This window comes from Acinetobacter higginsii (assembly GCF_000369845.1).
Taxonomy (GTDB): Bacteria; Pseudomonadota; Gammaproteobacteria; order Pseudomonadales; family Moraxellaceae; genus Acinetobacter; species Acinetobacter higginsii.
The window spans coordinates 175,037-196,846 of the sequence record NZ_KB850215.1 but is presented as its reverse complement, the minus strand read 5'-3'; the positions used below and the strand labels follow the sequence as shown (position 1 = coordinate 196,846).

At 41.7% G+C, this 21,810-nt stretch carries 20 protein-coding genes; 9 read left to right on the top strand and 11 right to left on the bottom strand.

From position 1 onward, the window contains the following. Window positions 1-6: 6 nt before the first annotated feature. Complete coding sequence (locus F885_RS08710; protein ID WP_005317415.1) at window positions 7-1,167, top strand: porin; 1,161 nt, start codon at window positions 7-9, stop codon at window positions 1,165-1,167. A gap of 344 nt (window positions 1,168-1,511) precedes the next feature. Here the strand turns inward: F885_RS08710 and F885_RS08715 are convergent, their stop codons facing one another. After that, window positions 1,512-2,354, bottom strand: a complete 843-nt coding sequence (locus F885_RS08715) for an OXA-286 family carbapenem-hydrolyzing class D beta-lactamase OXA-303 (protein WP_005317413.1) — start codon at window positions 2,352-2,354, stop codon at window positions 1,512-1,514. Between the two features lie 684 nt (window positions 2,355-3,038). On the opposite strand from F885_RS08715, the gene omp33-36 reads away from it, so the two are divergent. Continuing rightward, window positions 3,039-3,983, top strand: a complete 945-nt coding sequence (omp33-36, locus tag F885_RS08720; protein WP_263974988.1) for a porin Omp33-36 — start codon at window positions 3,039-3,041, stop codon at window positions 3,981-3,983. Between the two features lie 119 nt (window positions 3,984-4,102). Here omp33-36 and F885_RS08725 read toward each other — a convergent pair whose 3' ends face one another. Next, window positions 4,103-4,753 carry a response regulator gene (locus tag F885_RS08725; RefSeq protein WP_004657203.1) on the bottom strand — a complete coding sequence of 217 codons (651 nt, stop codon included), beginning with the start codon at window positions 4,751-4,753 and terminating at the stop codon, window positions 4,103-4,105. Window positions 4,754-5,102: 349 nt separating this feature from the next. Here F885_RS08725 and msuE point away from each other — a divergent pair, with 349 nt between their 5' ends. Together msuE and sfnG are read left to right on the top strand one after the other, a co-directional pair. Beyond that, window positions 5,103-5,843, top strand: coding sequence for an FMN reductase (msuE, locus tag F885_RS08730; RefSeq protein ID WP_005185815.1), 741 nt, complete (start codon window positions 5,103-5,105; stop codon window positions 5,841-5,843). A gap of 27 nt (window positions 5,844-5,870) precedes the next feature. Continuing rightward, the gene (sfnG, locus tag F885_RS08735) at window positions 5,871-6,977 is read left to right on the top strand and encodes a dimethylsulfone monooxygenase SfnG (RefSeq protein ID WP_005317411.1); all 1,107 of its coding nucleotides are present in this window, start codon (window positions 5,871-5,873) and stop codon (window positions 6,975-6,977) included. Window positions 6,978-7,054: 77 nt separating this feature from the next. Here sfnG and F885_RS08740 read toward each other — a convergent pair whose 3' ends face one another. Further along, window positions 7,055-7,468, bottom strand: a complete 414-nt coding sequence (locus F885_RS08740; RefSeq protein ID WP_005317409.1) for an Lrp/AsnC family transcriptional regulator — start codon at window positions 7,466-7,468, stop codon at window positions 7,055-7,057. Between the two features lie 104 nt (window positions 7,469-7,572). Here F885_RS08740 and F885_RS08745 point away from each other — a divergent pair, with 104 nt between their 5' ends. Next, on the top strand, window positions 7,573-8,115 hold the full coding sequence (locus F885_RS08745) for a cysteine hydrolase family protein (RefSeq protein ID WP_005317406.1): 543 nt from the start codon (window positions 7,573-7,575) through the stop codon (window positions 8,113-8,115). Window positions 8,116-8,389: 274 nt separating this feature from the next. Here F885_RS08745 and acs read toward each other — a convergent pair whose 3' ends face one another. Then, window positions 8,390-10,333: an acetate--CoA ligase gene (acs, locus tag F885_RS08750; protein WP_005317405.1), complete on the bottom strand. Its 1,944-nt coding sequence runs from the start codon at window positions 10,331-10,333 to the stop codon at window positions 8,390-8,392. Window positions 10,334-10,670: 337 nt separating this feature from the next. Between acs and F885_RS08755 the strand changes: the two genes are divergently transcribed. Both F885_RS08755 and F885_RS08760 read left to right on the top strand, forming a co-directional pair. Continuing rightward, entirely contained in the window at window positions 10,671-11,234 is a 564-nt protein-coding gene (locus F885_RS08755; RefSeq protein ID WP_005317403.1) for a DUF805 domain-containing protein, read from the top strand. A 131-nt stretch (window positions 11,235-11,365) separates the two neighbouring features. Next, window positions 11,366-12,337 carry a mechanosensitive ion channel family protein gene (locus tag F885_RS08760; protein WP_004803649.1) on the top strand — a complete coding sequence of 324 codons (972 nt, stop codon included), beginning with the start codon at window positions 11,366-11,368 and terminating at the stop codon, window positions 12,335-12,337. On the opposite strand, the gene F885_RS08765 is transcribed toward F885_RS08760, so the two are convergent. The 5 genes from F885_RS08765 to prfB form a co-directional block, all read right to left on the bottom strand. Next, entirely contained in the window at window positions 12,326-13,036 is a 711-nt protein-coding gene (locus F885_RS08765) for a 16S rRNA (uracil(1498)-N(3))-methyltransferase (protein WP_005317400.1), read from the bottom strand. The two genes, F885_RS08760 and F885_RS08765, sit on opposite strands and share 12 nt — an antisense overlap. After that, window positions 13,033-14,352, bottom strand: coding sequence for a 3-deoxy-D-manno-octulosonic acid transferase (locus F885_RS08770; RefSeq protein ID WP_005317398.1), 1,320 nt, complete (start codon window positions 14,350-14,352; stop codon window positions 13,033-13,035). The genes F885_RS08765 and F885_RS08770 overlap by 4 nt, the downstream gene beginning before the upstream one ends. A gap of 109 nt (window positions 14,353-14,461) precedes the next feature. Further along, complete coding sequence (locus F885_RS08775; RefSeq protein ID WP_005317396.1) at window positions 14,462-15,526, bottom strand: alkene reductase; 1,065 nt, start codon at window positions 15,524-15,526, stop codon at window positions 14,462-14,464. A 27-nt stretch (window positions 15,527-15,553) separates the two neighbouring features. After that, window positions 15,554-15,856 carry an ArsR/SmtB family transcription factor gene (locus tag F885_RS08780; protein ID WP_032859433.1) on the bottom strand — a complete coding sequence of 101 codons (303 nt, stop codon included), beginning with the start codon at window positions 15,854-15,856 and terminating at the stop codon, window positions 15,554-15,556. A gap of 162 nt (window positions 15,857-16,018) precedes the next feature. Then, window positions 16,019-17,114, bottom strand: a protein-coding gene (gene prfB, locus F885_RS08785; protein ID WP_096089470.1) for a peptide chain release factor 2 whose coding sequence is annotated in 2 segments (ribosomal slippage) — window positions 16,019-17,041 and window positions 17,043-17,114 — 1,095 coding nt in all. Because the reading frame shifts where the segments join, the coding sequence is not laid out codon by codon here. Between the two features lie 411 nt (window positions 17,115-17,525). Here prfB and F885_RS08790 point away from each other — a divergent pair. Both F885_RS08790 and F885_RS08795 read left to right on the top strand, forming a co-directional pair. Then, a complete protein-coding gene (locus tag F885_RS08790) occupies window positions 17,526-18,338 on the top strand; it encodes a putative porin (RefSeq protein ID WP_005317392.1) in 813 nt (270 codons plus the stop codon). 205 nt (window positions 18,339-18,543) lie between these two features. Then, window positions 18,544-19,401, top strand: coding sequence for a putative porin (locus F885_RS08795; protein WP_005317390.1), 858 nt, complete (start codon window positions 18,544-18,546; stop codon window positions 19,399-19,401). Window positions 19,402-19,448: 47 nt separating this feature from the next. On the opposite strand, the gene recJ is transcribed toward F885_RS08795, so the two are convergent. Together recJ and pdxH are read right to left on the bottom strand one after the other, a co-directional pair. Beyond that, window positions 19,449-21,149: a single-stranded-DNA-specific exonuclease RecJ gene (gene recJ, locus F885_RS08800; RefSeq protein WP_005317387.1), complete on the bottom strand. Its 1,701-nt coding sequence runs from the start codon at window positions 21,147-21,149 to the stop codon at window positions 19,449-19,451. Then, the gene (gene pdxH / locus F885_RS08805; RefSeq protein WP_005317384.1) at window positions 21,150-21,800 is read right to left on the bottom strand and encodes a pyridoxamine 5'-phosphate oxidase; all 651 of its coding nucleotides are present in this window, start codon (window positions 21,798-21,800) and stop codon (window positions 21,150-21,152) included. It lies immediately after the preceding gene. Between the last annotated feature and the right edge of the window lie 10 nt (window positions 21,801-21,810).

Genomic DNA, 21,810 nt, shown 5'->3' with positions numbered 1-21,810 from the left:
TTAAAAATGGTTAAGTTCAAACTTCAATACCATCGGGTTTTTATTGCCCTGAGTTTCGCACTCTGCTCTTCGGCATTTGCACAGATTGAATTGATCAATCAAGATCAGATTTTCACTGCGCAGGACAACTTTAAACTGACCAGTGCTGGTAGTCTCAGATTGCAAGCCCTGAATTTCGATCAGTATCAGCCATCCAATGCAGCACAGAAATATCGTCGCAATGGCTATAGCTCAACCAGCAGGATTTATCTCAATACCGACTATAAAATCAATGATGATCTGCATTTGATTACGGGTTATCAGAATTTTATTAATCCAGCCAAAATTTTAGATTGGGATGGGCATTATCAAAACAATGATGAGCGTCTGACCACAGAACAAGCCTATGCGGGAATCTCGAGCCATCGCTATGGCACTTTAAAATATGGAAAAATTTATAGTCTGTATTACGATGTGGTCGGGAGTAAAACCGATCTTTGGGACTACAGTACCTTGGCGCAACCACAAACATGGAGCCCTTTTGCTTATTTCGATGGGACTCAAGCGGCCAGTAAGACTTTAAGATATGAGAAAAAAACGAAAAATATTGATTTTTATGCGGCTTATTTATTTGAAGATCACACTAGTCTTAATCCGCTCCGTTATCAACGCAAAGCGGGGCAAGAAGCCGCTGTCGATATTCACTTAAATAAAAACTTAAACTGGGCGATTTCATGGAAACACAACAAAGCTCAGGTGCAATCTGATCATGCAACATCTAAGCTCTCTCAAGACATGCTTGCGACTGCCCTATTCTATTTTGATGGGACATGGATGCTCAGTACAGGTGCAGGCTGGTATAAAAATCTATTGCCTAATTTTGATGCATTCAATCAGGCCTCCACCCAATCAGTTGAAAACCTGTTAGACACTGAGGCTTATGGACTTGAATATTATGCAGGCTATCATGTCGACCTTGACCATCATGGTATGCAATACATTCAACCTTATCTGATGGGGAATTATTTAAAATATCGGAGCGGCTACGATTTCTCTCGACGCGATCATGGCATTGGCGTGGCAATCCGTTTCAATCATGGTATTGGCTTTGACTATGAGCGCCTATATACCCAAGATAGCAACCATACGCCGGACATGCATTTATTTCGCTTACGCTACGAGTGGTAATCACGAAATTTAATGCACTCATATGGGCAAAACGTTTTGAGTCTCATTACACATCACCAGTGATCTAAACGTTTTGCCACTAAACTTCTACTTTAAATAAAATCAATCATATTTCACTTGGGTTATGCGCTTGATTTTCCACGCTTGAATGCATTTAAAAATCGAAAAAAACTATCCCAAGTATATAAATTATCAATTTTACAAATTACTTTCCAAAGCACATAATTTAAGCATACAGAGATTGCAGAATTTAAACCTCTAACCCTCTAGGATGTTTTCTCCCCCAAGCGAAACATCCTTTCTCAGCCCAGCTTTCCCCAAAAGCTGGGTCTTTTTTTGCGTATTTAATGGGCTAACAATCCCAACTCTTGCAAGGCTTGATACACAATCACTTTGCGTGCATCTGCATGTTCAGGCTGACTCATTTGCATATTCAGTGAGAAGGCTGTGATCTTGCCATTTGGCTGTTCAATCCAGCCTGTCCACCATCCCACTTGCGGGCTGACATCCATACCCCAACCACTTTTGGCATAGATTTTGGTTCCCTGAATCTGATCCACCAATAACATCGCTTTGACTTGTTGCTGTGTCGGCTGGTCAAAGGGCAATTTCTGTTTTGCCAGCGCATAGGCAAAGCGAACTTCTTCTATGGGAGTGATTTTTAAGGGGCCAACTAACCAGAAATTATCGACTTGTGTCCCGATATTTTTATTACCATAACCCACACGCTTTACTTCACGGGTCATCAGTTCCAAACCAATACGTCTTGCCAATTCTTGATACACGGGTACCGCCGATGCCTGCATCGCCTCAGCTAATGTGAGGTCTTTTTCCCAACTGCTGAATGCCCGCTTTTTACCATCCCATTTAAATACTTCATCTGGTGTGGTCTTATGATGCTGTATTCCGATCAAGGCGTTTAACATTTTAAAGGTTGAGGCAGGAATATAGCGCTGTTCTGCACGATCAAGATCATTGCCAAATTTTTGAATTTTCTTGCCATCATAAATCACCAAAACACCATTGGTTTGGGCACTCTGGAATAAACTTGAGATCTGCTGCTGCTCATTTTTTTGTGTCGAGAGCTGTTGCTTTTGTTGGCTAAAACTTTGACAAGCAGTCATGGGAATTGCAAAAAAGATGGCTGTAAAAAAGGCCAGACATTTTAATTTTTTCGACATCATCATAAAGCTGGAAAAGTAGAATAATCTGTCACTATAAGTGTTTTGTCTCCGTTGTTCTGTAGTGTTATTTTCATCAATACTTTGTAAAAAAACAGACAAAAAAAAGCTCAGCCTTGGGGAAAGCCGAGCTAGTAAAACGATGATGTAAAAACATCAAAAAACTCAAAAGAAAATGTTATGAGATATTTAAATGCAAATTAGATATCCCTTGCTTTGTATTATGTGAATTGGCTCTCACAAAGTAAAGTTGATTAAATAGATCGGGTTTATCGTTACAATCGATTTTGTTGATTGTTCATTAAAAATCAGATTTATTCGATGCTTTTGGTTTATATTAACGCGCAGTCAATAATATGAAATTATGCAAAGCAGGTCGCATAAAAACAGTAGAACAATATTTCAATACACACTTTTATCGTCAAAATTATGACAATAACAAGAATGATTTAAATGAAAAAACCGATCACAATGATTGAATAAACCAATTGAAATATTTAGGGATGACATTATTATGACATCACTTATCTTGTTAAAAAATAAACTTATCTATTTGTTAGATATGTATTTTATAAAAGGTTGACAGCGTTTTTCTTAATTGTTCATTTATTATACACTGCATGATCGGTATTTGTTCATTTATCGGAAGCCCAAATTTATTACATTGACTTCATACTTTGTTACAATACAATGGCTCCAACTTTACTCTTTCTTGTTTTAAAGCTGGAAATTATTATGAAAAAACTCGGTTTAGCCACTGCTTTAGTTTTAGCCATGACCGGTGCTCACGCATACCAAGTAGAAGTTCAAGGTCAGTCTGAATTCATCGATGCAAAAAGCAACAATGACAAAGACTTCACTGGTGCTGCTCAAGGTACTTACTACTTCAAAAATGTAGATGCTTCTAAAGGTCCTTTAGCTGAAGCTGCATTCTTAAACCAAGCGTCTAATGTTTCTGTAGCTTATAGCTTTGCAGAATTAAGCGGTGACGAAGTTGCAACTGTGAAGAACAATTCTTTCGGTGCAAAAGGTGAAGCTTACCTTCCAACTCCTTACTTACCTGTGTATACAAGTGCTGCATACAGCCACTCACAAACTAAGTCTGAAGGCGAAAAAGACAATGGTGACCGTTTCGCATTAGAAGTCGGTACTATGCTTACTCCTAACTTCTTAGTTGCTGTTGGTTATACTAACATCGCTGACCAATTTGCTTTAGACGCAAACAGCGTTCTTTCAAATGGTATTGCTAAATCAGTAGCTCAACCATTAGTTATTGGTGAAGACCAAGATGCGATCACTGCGCGTACTAAATACGTAGGTAACATCGATGGTACAAACATGGCTGTAGGTTTTGAAGCTGGTCTTGTTTACGGTGACTTCCAAGCATACGAATTGAAAACTGACGTATATGTAACTCCTAAGTTAAGCGTTGGTGCTTCTTATGCTGAAGCAAACTTCAGCTCTAACCCAGCAAATGAAGACAACTTCTCTGCAATCAATTCTGCTTGGGGTGCGAACGTAAACTACTTCATCACTCCAGCAATTGCTGTAGGCGCAACTTATGTTAACGCAAATGCGAAACATGAAAGCACTGATACGCAAACTATTGGCTTAAACGCGAAGTTCCGTTTCTAATATTGGATTTATGTTCTACATAGAACACTCTATTCATAACAAAAAACCAGTTCTGATGAACTGGTTTTTTGTTTTCTGATCTTCAATAAAATTAAAAATCGAATTTGTCATTCAATCTCTTACATCTTCTTATCTTCAATATTTAAAGCACTAATTGCCAATACCGCTTGGGTACGGTTTTGTACGCCCAGTTTACGGAAAATTGCGGTGACATGTGCTTTGATTGTGGCTTCTGAAACTTCTAATTCATACGCAATTTGTTTATTCAATAAACCTTCTGCCACCATCATCAACACACGGAACTGCTGTGGCGTGAGTGATTGTAAACGTTCAGCTAAAGCCGTTTCATCTGCCGCACGTGGATCAAAGCCCGCATGGGTCGGTAAGTTTGGCGGTAACCAGATCTCACCTTCTAAAACATGCTTAATCGCTTCACCAATATGACTTGGATGTGAGGATTTCGGAATATAGCCCATTGCACCATGCGCAATCGCACGCTGAATAATCGACACCTCTTCATGTGCTGAAACCACAATAATCGGAATCGCAGGATATTGTGCACGCACATACACCAAAGCGGAGAAACCAGAAGCACCGGGTAGATTTAGATCCAGAAGGACCAAATCAGGTTCTGCACCGTGTTCTAAACGTGCATAGAATTCATCTACATCTGCAGTCTCTTGGATCTGCGCCTGAGGCAAACTATAACGAACCGCTTGAATCAAAGCATGTCTAAATAAAGGATGGTCGTCTACAATTAAAATATTCATAAGCGCTTAAGCTATCTGCAAGTACGTCACTGTACGATGTTTATTTAAATTCAATCCGCTTAAGCCTATTTTCAATTCAAGGCTAGGTCAAGCACAAGGTACGATTTATTTCCTTTTCCCGCAAAATAAATCAAATATTGATATAACTTGATTAAAATCATCTTTGCATAAAACAGATTCAAAAATCTTGAATAGAAACAGAAAATTAACGACCTAAAATTTGATATTTATTGTGATTTATCGACATATCTTTAAAAAAGATAAGCTTGCAGCATTTCCTTATTTTACAGCTTGGCATGCGGTGTAGATAAATAAATAGCAATTCGAAATGATCTTTTAGGCCGTTATTATGTCCAATCACAATACCCTCTCAACTCCGCTTAATATTGTTGCAGTATCTGGTGGTTTAAATAGCCCATCAAAAACAGAAAGCTTAGTTCAGGCGATTCTGGATGAGCTTTCGGAAGCAATTAATATTAAAGTACATTTCGTCAAGCTCAGTGAAATTGGACCTTTATTGGGTGGCGCCATTTATCGTAATCAACTACCTCAACGCGTACAAGATGATTTGGCAGCAGTTGAAGCCGCAGATGCATTGATTGTGGGTACCCCTGTTTATCGTGCTTCGTTTACAGGTTTATTTAAGCATTTCTTCGACTTTGTTGAGCAGACCGCTTTGGTTGATGTACCTGTGTTACTCGCCGCTTCAGGTGGCAGTGACCGTCATGCCCTGGTGCTAGAACATCAATTACGCCCTTTATTTAGCTTTTTCCAAGCACAAACCTTACCGATTGGGGTCTATGCTACTGATCGTGACTTTACGCCTGAATATACGGTAAAAAGCGAACAATTGTCTGATCGCGTCACTCTCGCTGTGGCACGTGCCTTACCAATTTTAGAATGGGCACCAGCCAAAGGCCAACGTGCAGCGGCCATCAAAGCCAAAACTGAGCAAGCCAATCAGAATCTCGGCATCAACAAACAAATCGAACAAGCCGAAGTCTTACCATCTGCGGCAGTGCCGAATCTGGATGCAGCTGAATCTCGCTTACACCCAAAGTCAACCAAGAATTTAACCCACGTCGCATAAACCATATCTGTTATGGAGGATACAACGATGACAACAACAGCATCCGCAATTAAATTTGCCTACTGGGTTCCCAATGTGAGTGGCGGTCTCGTTGTAAGCAACATTGAACAACGTACTGACTGGAGCTATGACTATAATGTGCGTTTAGCACAAGCAGCGGAACGCAGCGGCTTTGAATATGCCCTCACACAAATCCGTTTTACCGCTGGCTATGGCGCAGAAAACCAACATGAATCCGTAAGTTTTAGCCATGCTTTATTAGCAAAGACCGAAAAACTCAAAGTAATTGCAGCAATCCTGCCAGGCCCTTGGAAGCCTGTACTCGCGGCTAAACAGCTGGCCACTATTGACTACCTCACCCAAGGGCGTATTGCGATTAATGTGGTCAGTGGCTGGTTCCGTGGCGAATTTGATGCGATTGGCGAACCTTGGCCTGAGCATGATGAACGTTATGTTCGTTCGGAGGAATTTATTCGTACCCTCAAAGGTATCTGGACAACTGACAATTACAGCTTTGATGGCAAATATTACCAATTCCATAATTACACGCTTAAACCGAAACCTTTGCAAAAACCTTATATCGAAGTGTTTCAAGGCGGCAGTTCCCGTGCAGCACGTGATATGGCCGCGCGTGTATCAGACTGGTATTTTACCAACGGCAATAGCGTTGAAGAAATCAAGAAGCAGGTTGATGATGTCCGCAGTAAAGCAAAGTTAGCCAACAGACAAGTCAAGATTGGGGTCAATGCTTTTATTATCGCACGTGATACTGAGGAAGAAGCCAAAGCAGTACTGAATGAAATCATTGCTCAAGCCAACGTCGAAGCGGTGAATGCCTTCGGTGATGCCACCCGTGAAGCTGGTGCAGCAGCCCCTGAGCGTGAGGGCAACTGGGCAAAATCGACCTTTGATGATTTAGTGCAATATAACGATGGCTTTAAAACCAATCTGATTGGCACACCACAGCAAATTGCAGAACGTATTGTGGCCCTAAAAAATGTGGGGGTTGATCTGGTTCTTTCTGGTTTTCTGCATTTCATTGAGGAGGTTGAATATTTTGGAGAAAAAGTTCTCCCCCTCGTCCGTCAACTTGAACAACAACAGGAGCATCATCTCGCAGCAAAATCAGCGTAGTTTTCAGCATTAAATAAGAAGAAAAACAAAAGAAATGGCAAATACTCCCCAAGGCTCGGCTTGGGGCTTTTTTTATTTTAGCGAGTCTCAATTTCTCGCATGACAGTTTCAACCGAATAACGGCACCACTGCGACAGTTGCTCAATAAATTCATTCAATTGTGATGGATTAAAGTGGCTAACAATCATATAACAGGCATTGCCGAGAATTTTAAAACACTCATCTACCTGTTCATATTGTTTGACTAAGTGCTCAACCTCAATAAAAGCTTGCTGATCATTCATAAACAGTTGGATGAATTGTTGATGTTCGTATTTTATCGCGACGGTGTAATTTTTGATAATACCTGCATCCATTAACTGTGCAATACGAGCACCCACCGCCTGCCCAGTACGATGCACTCGCTGCCCAATTTCTTTATGGCTTAAACGTGAGTCTTGCTTCAGCAGTTCAATAATTTTTAAGTCGATGGGATCAAGTTCAATATTCATTTTTCATTACGAAAGAAAACCAGCAACAATGCTTTCATTTGAATATAGCCGATTTCTCAGTTTCACCCTACTCTTGTTTTATCTTAATGTTGGACGTAAAAACAATGAAACAAGCCTTACTGATTATTGATGTTCAAAACGACTATTTTAAAAATGGCAAAATGGAATTGGTCAATCCAGACCTTGCTCTGGCGAAAACCAACCAATTAGAAGATCATTTTATTCAAAATAATTTACCAATTATTTATATTCAGCATATTAATCCTGCCTCAGCCAGTTTTTTTCAGGAAAATACCGTCGGTGTTGAATTACACCCACAATTGAAAGTCACCAATCAATCACTGATTGTCGAAAAGCATTTCCCCAATAGCTTTCTAGAAACCAATCTTCAAGCCATCCTTGAACAGCATCAAGTTGAACAGTTAGTGATTACAGGCATGATGACCCACGTCTGTATTGACTCTGGGACACGTGCAGCGAAAGAGCTTGGCTACCAACCCATCTTGATCGCTGATGCCACTGCAACCCGTGATCTGGAACATGAGGGTAAAATCGTCAAAGCAGCAGATGTGCAAACGGCGTTCTTATCTGCACTGGGTTTCTTTGCCACTGTACAAAACACGGCAGATTTTTTAGGAAACCATTAAATCATAGAGCTCTTTCAAAAGCCGAAAAAGGATCAATCATTGGTAAATAATTAGTATTGAAAGTCCCTTCTCCCTTTGAGATGAGGGCTGTGAGTCTGCAAAAGAATGAGGGGAATTCTTCATATAAATCCTCTCCCTAGCCCTCTCCTTTAAAAAGGAGAGGGAACTTTCATTGCGAATTCAACACAGCTTAAAAAATGACTTATGCAAGAAATCTAATGCAGATAAAAAAAAGAGCGTTCAATCGAACGCTCTTTTCACATTTGAATCGGGTTTATCGGTTTGGATAAACTGTAGCAATCAAATGATCAACTACAGCGGGTTCAGCAAGGGTCGAGGTATCACCTAAACTATCCAATTCATTGGCAGCAATCTTTCTCAAGATGCGTCGCATGATTTTACCTGAACGGGTTTTTGGCAAAGCGGGTGCCCAATGTAGTGCATCTGGGGTTGCCACAGGGCCAAGTACTTTACGTACCCAATTCACCAGCTCTTTACGTAGCTCCTCAGATTCAGCCACATCAGCTTGTAAAGTGACAAAAGTACAAATCCCCTGTCCTTTAATATCATGCGGCATACCCACCACCGCAGCCTCTGCAACTGCTACATGCGAGACTAAGGCACTCTCAATCTCGGCTGTCCCTAGGCGATGGCCTGATACGTTGAGGACATCATCGACACGCCCAGTAATCCAGTAGTAGCCATCGGCATCACGACGTGCACCATCACCAGTGAAATAGTAGTTTTTAAAGGTCGAGAAATAGGCTTCAATAAAGCGTTGTGGATCGCCCCAAATGGTTCGCATTTGACCTGGCCATGAATCTTTAATCACCAAATTACCTTCGGTTGCACCTTCAAGCTCATTGCCCTCGCCATCCACCAAGGCGGGTTGTACCCCAAAGAATGGACGTGTCGCGGAACCTGGTTTTAAGGCTGTTGCACCCGGCAATGGTGAAATTAAAATACCGCCAGTTTCAGTTTGCCACCATGTATCGACAATTGGACAACGACCTTCACCGACCACTTCATGATACCAATTCCACGCTTCTGGATTGATTGGCTCACCGACCGAACCAAGTAGGCGCAAACTACTGCGGTTACTTTCACGGACATAAGCATCGCCTTCACGCATCATGGCGCGAATCGCAGTTGGTGCTGCATATAGAATGGTGACGTTATGCTTATCAATCACATGACCTATACGTGCCCATGTTGGATATTGTGGAATCCCCTCAAACATCACCGTGGTGGTGGCATTACTGAGTGGACCATAGAGTAAATAACTATGGCCTGTAATCCAGCCCACATCTGCGGTACACCAATACACATCATCTTCACGCAGATCGAAGACTTCTCTAAAGGTGGTGTTCACATAGACCAGATAACCGCCTGTGGTATGTAACACGCCTTTCGGTTTACCTGTAGAACCCGAGGTGTACAGAATAAAGAGTGGATCTTCGGCCTTCATCGGTTCTGGAGGACAGTGTTCGTCTACTTCCATGATGGCAAGGTGATACCAAACATCACGTGGCGCATTAAACTGAATTGGATTACCTGTACGATGTACCACGATGACGTTTTCAACACTACTGGTGCCATCAATATCTAAAGCTGCATCCACGTTTTCTTTCAGTGGCAGTAACTTGCCACCACGCATTCCTGCATCCGCAGTAATCACCAGTTTTGCTTGACAGTCTTCAATTCGGCTTGCCAAGGAGTCTGGTGAAAAACCACCAAACACCACACAATGCACTGCACCAATACGCGCACAAGCAAGCATGGCAATTGCCGCCTCAGGCACCATAGGCATATACAGCACAACCCGATCGCCTTTGCGAATACCTTGTTTCTTTAATACATTGGCAAAACGACAAACTTCATCATGCAATTCAGAAAATGAAATGATTTTATGACGCGAAGGGTGATCGCCTTCCCAAATAATGGCAGGTTTTAATGGATTATCTTTAAGATGACGATCTAAGCAATTGGCTGAGACATTCAACTCACCATCAGCAAACCATTCGATTTTGAAATTATCTTGATTAAAACTGGTATTTTTGACCTGTGTAAATGGTTTGATCCATTCAATCTTGCTGGCTTCCTCTGCCCAAAATGCTTCAGGTTGCTCAATCGAATGCTGGTAACGTTTGAAATAGTCTGCTTCAGAGATTCTTGCCGTTTCTTTGAATTTATCAGGCACTGGGTAGATTTCTTTCATAGCTCACTTCCTTGGTTTTTTATCTCATACCTTAGATGTTCTCATCTATTACACGGGTATGTTTTGTTCTCACTTGCAGTATTGACACCATTTACAAGCGCAAACAATGCGGCTTTGGTCGTAGAAATGTCAGGGCTTTTAATCTTTCAATCTTGTCTTCGTTTTAGGCTAAAATAGCAAAGCCGACGCTTTTACGATCCATTTCTTTTCAAAAATTTACTCAAAATAATTTAAATTTGAACTGCTTGTCTATGCTTTTTGTTCTTAAAATAAGTGATTATTTTGATCATTGCCAAAAGCTTAAAAGATTTAATAATCAGAAAAATAGGAATGCACTATGTTTGACCCTGTAATAACGACCCAAGTACAACCAATCAATGACCATCCACTTTCTCCTAAGGGTCGTTTTAACCGTCTCAGCTATTTAGGTTGGTACGGTTTGCTCAGTTTGGCTTGTCTGGCTGCATTTATCTTGATCTTTGCCTTTGCTGGTATTTTTGCAAGCAGCAACATCGATGATGCCATATTTAGTGCGTTTTCAGGCATGTCTGTCTTTGCCATGATTGCAGCATGGTTGGGTGCCTTTTATTTACAAATCGTGCTTTTGATTCGTCGCTTACATGACTTAAATAAGACTGGCTGGCTATGCTTGCTGTTATTGGTGCCGGTGATTCAGCTGCTATTTACCTTATATGTCTTGCTTGCACCAGGAACGCCGCATCGCAATGACTATGGTGATGTTCGCCCATCTCGTGGCTGGGAAAAATTACTGGCATGGCTCATGATTCTGCTCAGCCTATTCATGATGTTTACGATATTCATTTTTGCTTATTATTTTGCTAGCCCAGATTTATGGGAAGCCCCAACCCAAATCATTCAAAATACGACCGAATATTTTTAAACGACCGTATTCAGCGAATTGATTTAATCATCATGGGAAACAAAGACTGAATTTTGCATGCGTGTTGGCAATAAATTCATTATGATTGCTTCCCTCATTTACTCCTTCCTTTGCGAAATAGAGATCTTGCTGTGGCAAACGAACAAACAACATTGACTGAAGTGGCAAAAGATACGGGTGCGCTGATTCATCAAGCCAGCACCAAGACCACTGAAACAGTCTTGGCCCATACTGAAAAGTATCACGATGCCTATACCACCATTGATAAAATCATGGACAGCTTTTGGGAGCGTATTCCCTATATCGGTATCGCAATTACAGTTTTCATTATCTTTTGGTTACTCACCAAGTTGTTTAAGCTCTTTATTCGCAAGACTTTAGAAAATCGCAGCTATACCCGCCAAAACCTAGTATTGGTACTGAATCGGGTCGGTAGTACCTTTATTATCTTCTTTGGCTTCTTGATTGCGTTGGTGATTGCCATCCCGGGCTTTACCCCAAGTCAATTGATTGGTGCACTCGGTATTGGTTCGGTTGCGATCGGTTTTGCTTTCAAAGATATTTTTCAAAACTTACTGTCAGGGATTCTGATTTTAATCAGCGAACCGTTTCGTATCGGGGATGATATTGTCGTCAATGGCTTGGAAGGAAACGTCGAGGATATTCAAATCCGAGCAACCTTCTTACGTTCACCTGATGGCCGCCGTATCGTAATTCCCAATGCCACGGTGTACACCAGTGCAGTCACAGTCAACAATGCCTATCAACGTCGTCGTTGTGAGTTTGTGGTCGGTATTGGCTATGAAGATGACATGCAAAAAGCCAAGAAGATTATTCTCGATATTCTGGATCGTAATTTAAATGTACTGAGTCAACCCGGCTTCTCGGTCAACGTTACCGCACTGGCAGACTTCTCAATTAATTTAACAGTACGCTGGTGGGTCAATACCACTGAAACCACCACCTCAGCCTCTATCAGTGAAATCCAAGAATTGGTGGTGACTGCTTTTGATGAAAAAGGAATTTCAATTCCTTATCCAGTGCAGGAAGTCAAAGTCTATCGTGGTGATCAATCTGAGCTGAGCGATGCTTTAGACAAATAATCGCCCTAAAATATTCGATACGGCTGTTTCAGTTCGCAAAATTCGGTTGCCTAAGCTCATCGCTTGGCAGCCGTTTTTTATGAGTAGATCGACCTCATAAGGAATAAATCCTCCCTCTGGGCCAACGATCAAACTACAAGGCTGTTGAATTGCATACGGCATTTGCTGCTCTGCATAAGGATGCGCCACATAAGCTGGCTGTTCTGCGCTGATCAACGTCGGTAAAACATCTTCAACAAAAGGTTTAAAGCGTTTATACAGCTGGATTTCGGGTGCAATGGTATCGCCAGCCTGTTCTAAACCCAAAGTCACATAATCATTCAGTTGCTGTAAAAACGGGGTTTGCCAATAGCTTTTATCTACGCGATAACTATGAATCAGGCTAATCCGTTCCACCCCCAATGTCACCGCATCCATAATGATGCGACGTAATACTTTAGGACGTGGCAAGGCCAGAATTAGATGCACGGGAAGCTTTGCAGGAACCGCTTCAGTTTGAACTGGACGAACCCTAATGCATTCTTCGCTGATAGCGACCACCTCAGTTAAGTAGCGCTGACCTGCACGAATCCCCACTTTTAAGGTATCGCCAACATTAAGCTGTAAGTGCTGAGCTAAATGCTGTAATTGTCTGGGCTGGCTAATTTGCCATACATCCGCTGAAGCACACTGTTCGGTTTCAAGTAAAACGATATTCATGACGATACGGTTTGCTGTAAATAGTGATCAAGACACTGAATATGCTGCTGTAGTGAGCCTTTATTTGCTTGTAGAACCCGCTGAGCCTGCGTAACCAGTTGCTGAGTCTGTGCATCAGCCCCTAGGCAGGCTAATAATTGCTGCCCCACCTGTGCTGCATCCTCTCCAATCAGAATCCCTTGCTGACCCACAAACTCATCCACAATGGTTTGAAAATTGAAATAACGCGGACCAATCACTGTCGGTACATTCAACACCATCGGCTCTAAAATATTATGCCCACCGCCTGGCTCATTCAATGAACCACCAACAAAACAGGCTTGGCTCAAGGCATACCAGAGCCACATTTCACCCATACTATCCGCAAGGAAGACTTGGGTATCCACTTGGATAGATTGCTGCAGACTACGGCGTTGAGTTTTTAAATTTAAACTTTGGCAAACTTGGTATACCTCATCAAAACGTTCTGGATGACGCGGCACCACAATACAGAGCAAATTCGGATTTGAATTTAAATGTGACTGCAATTGTTTGAGTAAACTTTGTTCTTCGGGCGCATGCGTACTGGCCAAAGTAATAATCTGACGATCAGCCAATTGCCAATCTTGTTTCAACTGCTGTGCTTGTTGCAGATACTGTTCTGGTGCTGAAATATCAAATTTAATATTGCCAACCACCTGACTTTTGGCTTGTTCTAAACCTAATTCAACATAACGTTGCTGCGTTGACACATCTTGTGCCAATAGCCAAGTGAGTTGTTGCAGCATCGGTTGAGTTAAACGACGGACCTTGCCATAACCTTTGGCCGATTTTTCGGAAAGACGCGCATTCAATAAAATACAGGGAATCTGTTGCTGTTTTGCTTGGGCAATAAGATTTGGCCAGATCTCTGTTTCAACCAATGCCAATAGTCGCGGTTGATACAGATTAAAAAATTGTTTTAATAATGCTTTTTGATCGACAGGCAAATATACCGCCTGAAATAAATCGAGATAAGGGGCTTTTAAAAATAGGGATTTGGCACGCGCTTGCCCTGTCTTGGTGGTATTGGTCACTAAAACTGGATGGCCTAATTTTAAATAATGTTCTATTAAAGGTTGAGCCGCGTTGGTTTCACCAACAGATACCGCATGGAACCAAATCGCATCTAAATTTTTAGGAGGCTGAAACGGCCCAAAACGCTCAATACATTCCTGTTGAAACAGCGCATCACTTTCAGCCCGTTGTTTGATTTTCCAGCGGTACAACGGCTTGATACAAGCCAGTAGAACGTTATACCAAAACGGTGTTTGCTGTGCTACTGTGTTCTGCGCCATCCGAGACCATAATTGACAATGTGATTGCTGCTCATTATGCGGAATTTAAAACAAAAACTCATGCGATTTTGGTAAATCACATGAGTCATTTTTTAAGTTTTAAAACAGATTAAGCTTCTAACTGCTCAAAGGCAGGATAATCAGTATAACCCTCAGCACCGTCACCATATAAAGTTTGTGGTTGAAGCGGATTTAAAGGCAAATCATGTTGCAAACGTTCAAACAAATCTGGATTGGCAATATATTGTTTACCAAATGAGACTGCATCGGCTTGGTCTGTCGCCAAAATACGTTTCGCAGAATCCGCGGTTAAACCTTCATTGGCAATCCACACGCCTTTAAATTTCGAACGAAGTTTCGGTAATACACTATCTGCAGCTTCATATTCACGCGTGAAAATAAAGCCAATATTGCGTTGATCTAATTGCTCAACCACATAACCAAACGTTGCTACTGGATTTTCATCGCCCATATCATGTGAGTCGCCACGTGGGGCAAGATGTACGCCGACTCGACCAGCACCCCATACTTCGATGAAGGTATCGACAACTTGTAGTAATAAACGCGCACGGTTTTCAATTGAACCGCCGTATTCATCATCACGATGATTGGTGCTACTTTGTAAGAATTGATCAATCAGATAACCATTGGCTGCGTGTAATTCCACACCATCAAAACCAGCAGCTTTGGCCTGTTCAGCGGCATTTCTATATTGCGCGACAATTTCTTGAATTTCTTCATGCGATAAAGCACGTGGTGTCACAAAAGGACGCTTGGGACGAAGTAAGCTCACTTCACCCGCAGGTTGAATCGCACTAGGTGCCACAGGTGTATCACCATCCAATAAGTCTGGATGTGAAATACGACCGACATGCCACAGCTGAACCACAATTTTTGAACCTTGTGCGTGTACGGCTTCAACAATTTTATGCCATGCCTGCGCTTGTTCTTGTGACCACAAACCTGGCGTATTGGCATATCCCGCTGCTTTTGGGCTTATCACGGTTGCTTCGGTAATAATTAAGCCCGCATTGGCACGTTGTTGGTAATATTCCACCATCAAATCGTTTGGAATACGCTGCGCACCACTACGCGCTCTCGTTAAAGGAGCTAAAACCAAGCGGTTTTTAATCGTGAAATCACCTACTTGCAAAGTAGAATTTAGTTCAGCCATGATCGCCTCAACTTACACTTCTTCGATTTAAAGTGCTTGTTTTAAATGTTCGATATATTGCTGAATCAAAGCTTCATTGCGCGTGAAATAAGACCACTGTCCATATTTCTCAACCTTAATCAAACCTGCCTGTTGCAATACAGACAAATGATTCGACATGGTCGATTGTGCAACTTTTCCTAAACGTTCGATGTGCCCTGCACATACGCCCCGTTCAAAACTACCACCACATTGCTCAACGGGTAGAAATTGCTCAGGCTCTTTTAGCCATTGCAAAATCTCTCGACGTAATGGATTGGCTAAGGCTTTGCTTATAACATCAATATCCATAGACTCACCACGTTTCTCAAGCGGCAACGCTTTGTTCAGCACCTGAAACCAGTATATCGAACTTTTTAAATATTAATATCCATTTTTTTCGATATTAATATCATATTTTTTCGATTACCTGACCGATGCTGAACGAGATTGCCGTTTTAATTGGATTAAAACTTATAAACCTTGTTTCAAACTTGCTTCGATGAACTTATCCAAGTCACCATCTAACACTGCTTTGGTATTGGAATTTTCCACACCTGTTCGTAAGTCTTTAATACGTGAGTCATCGAGGACATACGAGCGAATCTGACTTCCCCAACCAATATCTGACTTCGAGTCTTCTAAGGCTTGAGCAGCTTCATTACGTTTGCTCATCTCTAACTCATAGAGCTTGGCACGCAATTGCTTCCACGCATGGTCACGGTTGGCATGTTGTGAACGTTGGTTCTGACACGCCACCACAATACCAGTCGGTGCGTGAGTTAAACGAACTGCAGAATCAGTTTTGTTAATGTGCTGACCACCCGCACCCGAAGCACGGTAAGTATCGGTACGAACATCAGATGGATTGATATCAATTTCGATATTGTCATCAATCTCAGGGGAGATAAATACCGCAGAGAATGAAGTATGACGGTTGTTGTTACTGTCAAATGGTGACTTACGCACTAAACGGTGTACGCCACTTTCGGTACGTAACCAACCATAGGCAAACTCACCATCTACACGGATGGTTGCTGATTTAATCCCAGCCACATCACCATCTGACACTTCCATCAATTCAGCTTTAAAGCCATGGCGTTCGATCCAGCGTAAATACATACGCAATAACATCGACGCCCAATCCTGTGCTTCAGTACCACCTGAACCAGATTGAATTTCAAGGAAGCATGGATTTGGATCCATTGGATTACTAAACATACGGCGGAATTCAAGATTACCTAAGGCCTGTTCAGCACTGTCTAATTCTGCTTGAACATCCAACAATAAACTTTCATCATCCGCTTCAACCGCAAGGTCAAGCATGGCTTTGGCATCATCCAACTGTTCAGCAAGACGATCAAATACACCTAATGTGTTTTCTAAACTGCCCTTTTCTTTTGCGATGGCCTGAGCACGGCTTTGATCATTCCAAATCGCAGGGTCTTCTAATTCTCTTAAAACTTCTTCTAAACGCTCAGCTTTTAGATCGTAGTCAAAGATACCCCCGTAGTGTTTGGCTACGATCAGATAAGTCTTTCAATTGAATTAAATACGGATTAATTTCCACGCGTCTTTTCTCACACTATTTTTTCACTTAATCCACTATTTTAACATAACTGTTTTAGTCGACACAGCTATGTCATTTTGAATACATTTATTTATTAAAATTGATTTTTTAAATTACTTAATTTTATGCCTGAAATGTTTAGTCAGATTTCTGCGACCCTAGTTTTTGTATAAAAATTAGACCAATTACACTAAAACACACAATCTCTCCTAAGTTTTAATAAATCAAAACATTGATTTTTTATTAAATAATATCAATAAGATAAAATGTCAAAATTACAAGTCAATTACATTCGTACTGTTCGATTACCTTATCAAGATTGACGATATTGAAAATTACTCTAGACTCAAGTTGTAACAAAACATGTATCAGTGTTTAACACTTGGTTTAAATCTTAATGAGGAAACAACCATGAAAAAATTAGCAATTGCATCAGCACTTTTATCTGCAATCGCAGTAACAGGAACTGCTCATGCTTATCAAGCTGAGGTAGGTGGTTCTTATACCTATAAAGACCAAGATCGTTTTGGTGACAATGATCGTTTCAGCGTAGACGGCAAATATTACTTTAACCCAGTACAAACACGTAATGCACCTCTTGCAGAAGCAGCGTTCCTTGACCGTGCGAGCAATGTAAAAGCACAATACGCGCATGAAAAAGATGATGCATTCAAAAACAACCAATATGGCGCAGGTATTGAATACTTTGTTCCAAACAGCGATTTCTATTTAAGCGGTAATATTGGCCGTGAAGAAATCAAACCGAATTCTAAATATGCAACTGACGAAGACAAATTAAAAATCAACCATTACTCAGCAGAAGTCGGTTACTTACCAGCACCAGGTTTATTGGTTGCTGCGGGTGCGAAAACTGTTGACGTGAAAGATGGCGACCGTGAAACTAGCCCAACACTTCGTGCCAAGTATGTGACTAAAGTTGGTCAAAATGACGTGAACTTAGAAGCATATACTGCTTTTGGTGACAATAAAGAAGTGAAGTTAAAAGGTGATTACTTCATCGACAAAACTTTAAGCGTTGGTGTTGATTATCAGAAGCTTGATTATGACAACACTTTCATCAACTCAAATGAATGGGGTATTTCTGCGAAGAAATTCTTCAACCAACAAGTGAGTTTAGAAGGTCGTGTAGGCTTCGGTAACGATAAATCATATATTGATAATGACTACACTTCATTCGGTATTCGTGGCGCATACCGCTTCTAAGACTTGAACAGAAGTTTGTAACATCGGAAACGCCCTGAATCATTCAGGGCGTTTTTTATTGCTCCCCATTTTCTTATCATTTTCAATCCTCCACTTTTGTTTTTCCCCAGCTTAATCCTGTATTTAAGAATTGACGCTTAGCTATTTTTGAATACACTACTTCGTGTAACAAAATATGTATTATTTTTAATCGGGGGAAATTCGAATGAAAAAACTAAGTCTTCTTGCGACACTCATAAGTGCTTGCTTTGCCATCAATGCCCATGCTTATCAAACTGAAGCCAACGGTGCATATGAACATATCAACATGGATGATGGGAAAGGCAACAGTGCAGTCATCAGCGGTAAATATTATTTTAACCCTGTACAAACCCGTAATGCACCCTTAGCAGAAGCTGCTTTCTTAGATAAGGCATCGAATATCGGTGGCGGCTATGCCTATAGCAAACTGAAAGATGACGAAGATCTCGGTGACTTACAATTCAATATTATCGGCCTTCAAGGTGAGTTCTACGTCCCTAACTCACAATTTTATCTTTCTGGTGCCTTACATCGTACCAATGTCAAAGCAACAATTAATGGCTTAGGCTCTCATTCCGAAAATGGTGATGGCTATAGTCTTGAAGCAGGTTTCTTACCAATCAATGGATTACTCCTAGCAGTGGGTGTTGCAGATTTATCGGATAGCCTAAATCCAGTTCAGGTTGCGCAATACGGCTTTAGCAATACACTTTCAAACGCTGCAATTGTGTCTGGCGAAAATGACAATACCGCTGTTTCTTTACGCGCGAAATATGTTTCGCAGATTGGCGGTTACTATACCAACTTTGAAGCACTGAGCTATATCGGTGATGAAACAACCTATCGCCTAGGTGCTGATCTTTATTTGGATACAACCCTCAGTGTCGGCATCTCATTTGCAGATTCTACCGCTGATGATTCAGACAGTGTTTTCAATATTCACGCGCAAAAATTCTTTACGCCACAATTTGCTTTAGGCGTCGGTTATACCACAACAGATGGTGTTGATTCTTATGGTCTCAACGGTACTGTCCGCTTCTAATCAATAGTGTAAACGATTAAAAAAATCCGCTCATCAGAGCGGATTTTTTATTGTTTTAAATAAGCGATTTGCAATTGTAGACGGGTGTTGCCATTAAAGACATTCCGTTCCAAGGTATACACCAAATCGACATAACCCAACATTGGATTAAATTCAAAACGGTCCATCGCATTAAATGCAATCGCATCTACGGAATGTGACCCGACCGCCAATTTGAGTTTTAAATGTTGCTCTTTAAGCCAACGATAATCGATCACTTTGAACCGCCCCTCAAATTGAGGCAGTGGAAACTTCTGCCCCCAGGGCCCAAGTTGCTCAATCCAATCCAAAGTCCCTAAATGTAAATCTGAATCACCCAGCTCGCCATCAGTCCATAACGTTGCCGTGAATAATTCATCATCCATTTCGGCAATCGCTTGGGTGAAAGCCGTTTTGAATGCAGCAAAATTTTCTTTCTTCAGGGTTAAACCCGCGGCTGCAGCATGCCCGCCAAAATGACTGACCAGATGTGGATAGTGTTCTGCAACTTGCTCAATGGTATCGCGAATATGAATCCCATCAATCGACCGTGCCGAACCTTTAATATGAATCCCATCTTCATCTGGAGCAAATACCAGACTTGGACGATGAAATTGCTCCTTTAAACGTCCAGCCACAATGCCAATCACACCTTGGTGCCATTGTTCATCAAACATTACCAATGCTGCAGGTAAATGCTCTGTTTCTAACTGAATATGTTGCAATGCACTCAGTGCTTGCTGCTTCATTTCAGTTTCAACTTGACGGCGTTCGATATTAAGCTGATTCAACTGTTGTGCAATCGGATAAGCGGTTGCCATATCAGCCGCAAGTAAACACTCAATGCCGATACGCATGCTTTCCATTCGACCTGCTGCATTGATTCGCGGACCAACTACAAAGCCTAAATCTTGTGCACGTAAACTGGCTGCGTCACGTCCTGCAATATCCAGTAAGGCTAAAATACCTGCACGACATTGATGTTGCTGAATCCGCTTTAATCCGGCATCAATCAAGATACGATTGTTATAATCCAAACTGGCGACATCGGCATAAGTCCCTAATGCGACCAAGTCGAGATACTGGGTCACTTTACTGCTGCTTTTGCCTTGCTGGCTGCGCGAACTGGCCAATTTCGCCAATACATAAAAAGCCACGCCCACCCCAGCCAAAGCCTTACTTGAAAACCCACAACCAAGTTGGTTCGGATTAACCACAGCCTCAGCACTCGGTGTCGGTTTGGTGGTTAAATGGTGATCGGTAATGATCACCTGCATACCTAACGCTTGAGCCGTGTCCACACCCGCATGACTCGATATACCATTATCCACCGTAATCAACAGATCTGGTTGATAGCTCTGCTTTGCCAATTCAGCAATGGCGGGCGTAAGTCCATAACCATACTTAAAACGATCAGGCACCAGATATTCAACTCTAGCTCCCATATCTTGCAGAACAAGAACCATTAAAGCGGTACTGGTCGCGCCATCGGCATCATAGTCTCCCACAATCACGATCTGTTTTTGCTGATCAATCGCTTGATCGATCAACGCAACTGCATCTGCTAAGCCTTTAAGCTCTGGAGATAGCAAGTGCTTGAGTTTGAGTTCCAGCTCTTGCTCAGACTGCACACCACGCCTTGCTAAAATTTCGGCAATAAAAGCAGGCACGCCCTGAAACTGTTCAGGGCGTGTAAGCAGTGGTCTTTTTTGAATTTGAATCTGCGTCATTTATGGCATCAAACGTTGTATAGTCCAAAGATCGTTTTGTTTTTCATAACTTAAACGATCATGTAAGCGATTTGGTCGCCCCTGCCAGAACTCATAATAATCTGCTTCTAAGCGATAACCTCCCCAAAATTCAGGCTTATCCAGTTCATCTTGAGCCTGAGCTTGCAGCGCTTGAAAGCGTTGTTGCAATAACTCACGACTTTCAATCACCCCGCTTTGTGGAGTACTGATATGCGCAGCAATCTGACTGTCACGCGGGCGTTTATGGTAGTAATCCGTCGATTCTTGTTCAGAAATCTTGATGACCTTGCCGCCAATGCGGATCTGGCGCTCTAAACTTGGCCAGTAAAACAGCAGTTCAGCATACGGATTGTCAGCTAAGTCTAAACCCTTTTGGCTGTCATAATTGGTATAGAAATCATAACCTGCTTCTGTCGCACCACGTAATAATACGGTACGCACATGCGGACGCCCTTGAGCATTTGCCGTGGCTAATGACATTGCATAGGGTTCATGTAAATTGGCAGCTAATGCATGATTAAACCAATTCAAAAACTGTAAATGCGGCTGTACGCTGATCTGGGCTTCATGTAATTCACCCTGCTCATAGCTCAAACGCAGCTCACTCAGGTCTTTAATGACATCACTCATATGGCTCCCC

What these genes read in the sequence shown, in the direction of transcription:
- F885_RS08710 (WP_005317415.1), top strand. Translation starts at nt 7, where the DNA reads ATGGTTAAGTTCAAACTTCAATACCATCGGGTTTTTATTGCCCTGAGT.
- F885_RS08715 (WP_005317413.1), bottom strand. Translation starts at nt 2,354, where the DNA reads ATGATGATGTCGAAAAAATTAAAATGTCTGGCCTTTTTTACAGCCATC.
- omp33-36 (WP_263974988.1), top strand. Translation starts at nt 3,039, where the DNA reads ATGGCTCCAACTTTACTCTTTCTTGTTTTAAAGCTGGAAATTATTATG.
- F885_RS08725 (WP_004657203.1), bottom strand. Translation starts at nt 4,753, where the DNA reads ATGAATATTTTAATTGTAGACGACCATCCTTTATTTAGACATGCTTTG.
- msuE (WP_005185815.1), top strand. Translation starts at nt 5,103, where the DNA reads ATGTCCAATCACAATACCCTCTCAACTCCGCTTAATATTGTTGCAGTA.
- sfnG (WP_005317411.1), top strand. Translation starts at nt 5,871, where the DNA reads ATGACAACAACAGCATCCGCAATTAAATTTGCCTACTGGGTTCCCAAT.
- F885_RS08740 (WP_005317409.1), bottom strand. Translation starts at nt 7,468, where the DNA reads ATGAATATTGAACTTGATCCCATCGACTTAAAAATTATTGAACTGCTG.
- F885_RS08745 (WP_005317406.1), top strand. Translation starts at nt 7,573, where the DNA reads ATGAAACAAGCCTTACTGATTATTGATGTTCAAAACGACTATTTTAAA.
- acs (WP_005317405.1), bottom strand. Translation starts at nt 10,333, where the DNA reads ATGAAAGAAATCTACCCAGTGCCTGATAAATTCAAAGAAACGGCAAGA.
- F885_RS08755 (WP_005317403.1), top strand. Translation starts at nt 10,671, where the DNA reads ATGTTTGACCCTGTAATAACGACCCAAGTACAACCAATCAATGACCAT.
- F885_RS08765 (WP_005317400.1), bottom strand. Translation starts at nt 13,036, where the DNA reads ATGAATATCGTTTTACTTGAAACCGAACAGTGTGCTTCAGCGGATGTA.
- F885_RS08770 (WP_005317398.1), bottom strand. Translation starts at nt 14,352, where the DNA reads ATGGCGCAGAACACAGTAGCACAGCAAACACCGTTTTGGTATAACGTT.
- F885_RS08775 (WP_005317396.1), bottom strand. Translation starts at nt 15,526, where the DNA reads ATGGCTGAACTAAATTCTACTTTGCAAGTAGGTGATTTCACGATTAAA.
- F885_RS08780 (WP_032859433.1), bottom strand. Translation starts at nt 15,856, where the DNA reads ATGGATATTGATGTTATAAGCAAAGCCTTAGCCAATCCATTACGTCGA.
- F885_RS08790 (WP_005317392.1), top strand. Translation starts at nt 17,526, where the DNA reads ATGAAAAAATTAGCAATTGCATCAGCACTTTTATCTGCAATCGCAGTA.
- F885_RS08795 (WP_005317390.1), top strand. Translation starts at nt 18,544, where the DNA reads ATGAAAAAACTAAGTCTTCTTGCGACACTCATAAGTGCTTGCTTTGCC.
- recJ (WP_005317387.1), bottom strand. Translation starts at nt 21,149, where the DNA reads ATGACGCAGATTCAAATTCAAAAAAGACCACTGCTTACACGCCCTGAA.
- pdxH (WP_005317384.1), bottom strand. Translation starts at nt 21,800, where the DNA reads ATGAGTGATGTCATTAAAGACCTGAGTGAGCTGCGTTTGAGCTATGAG.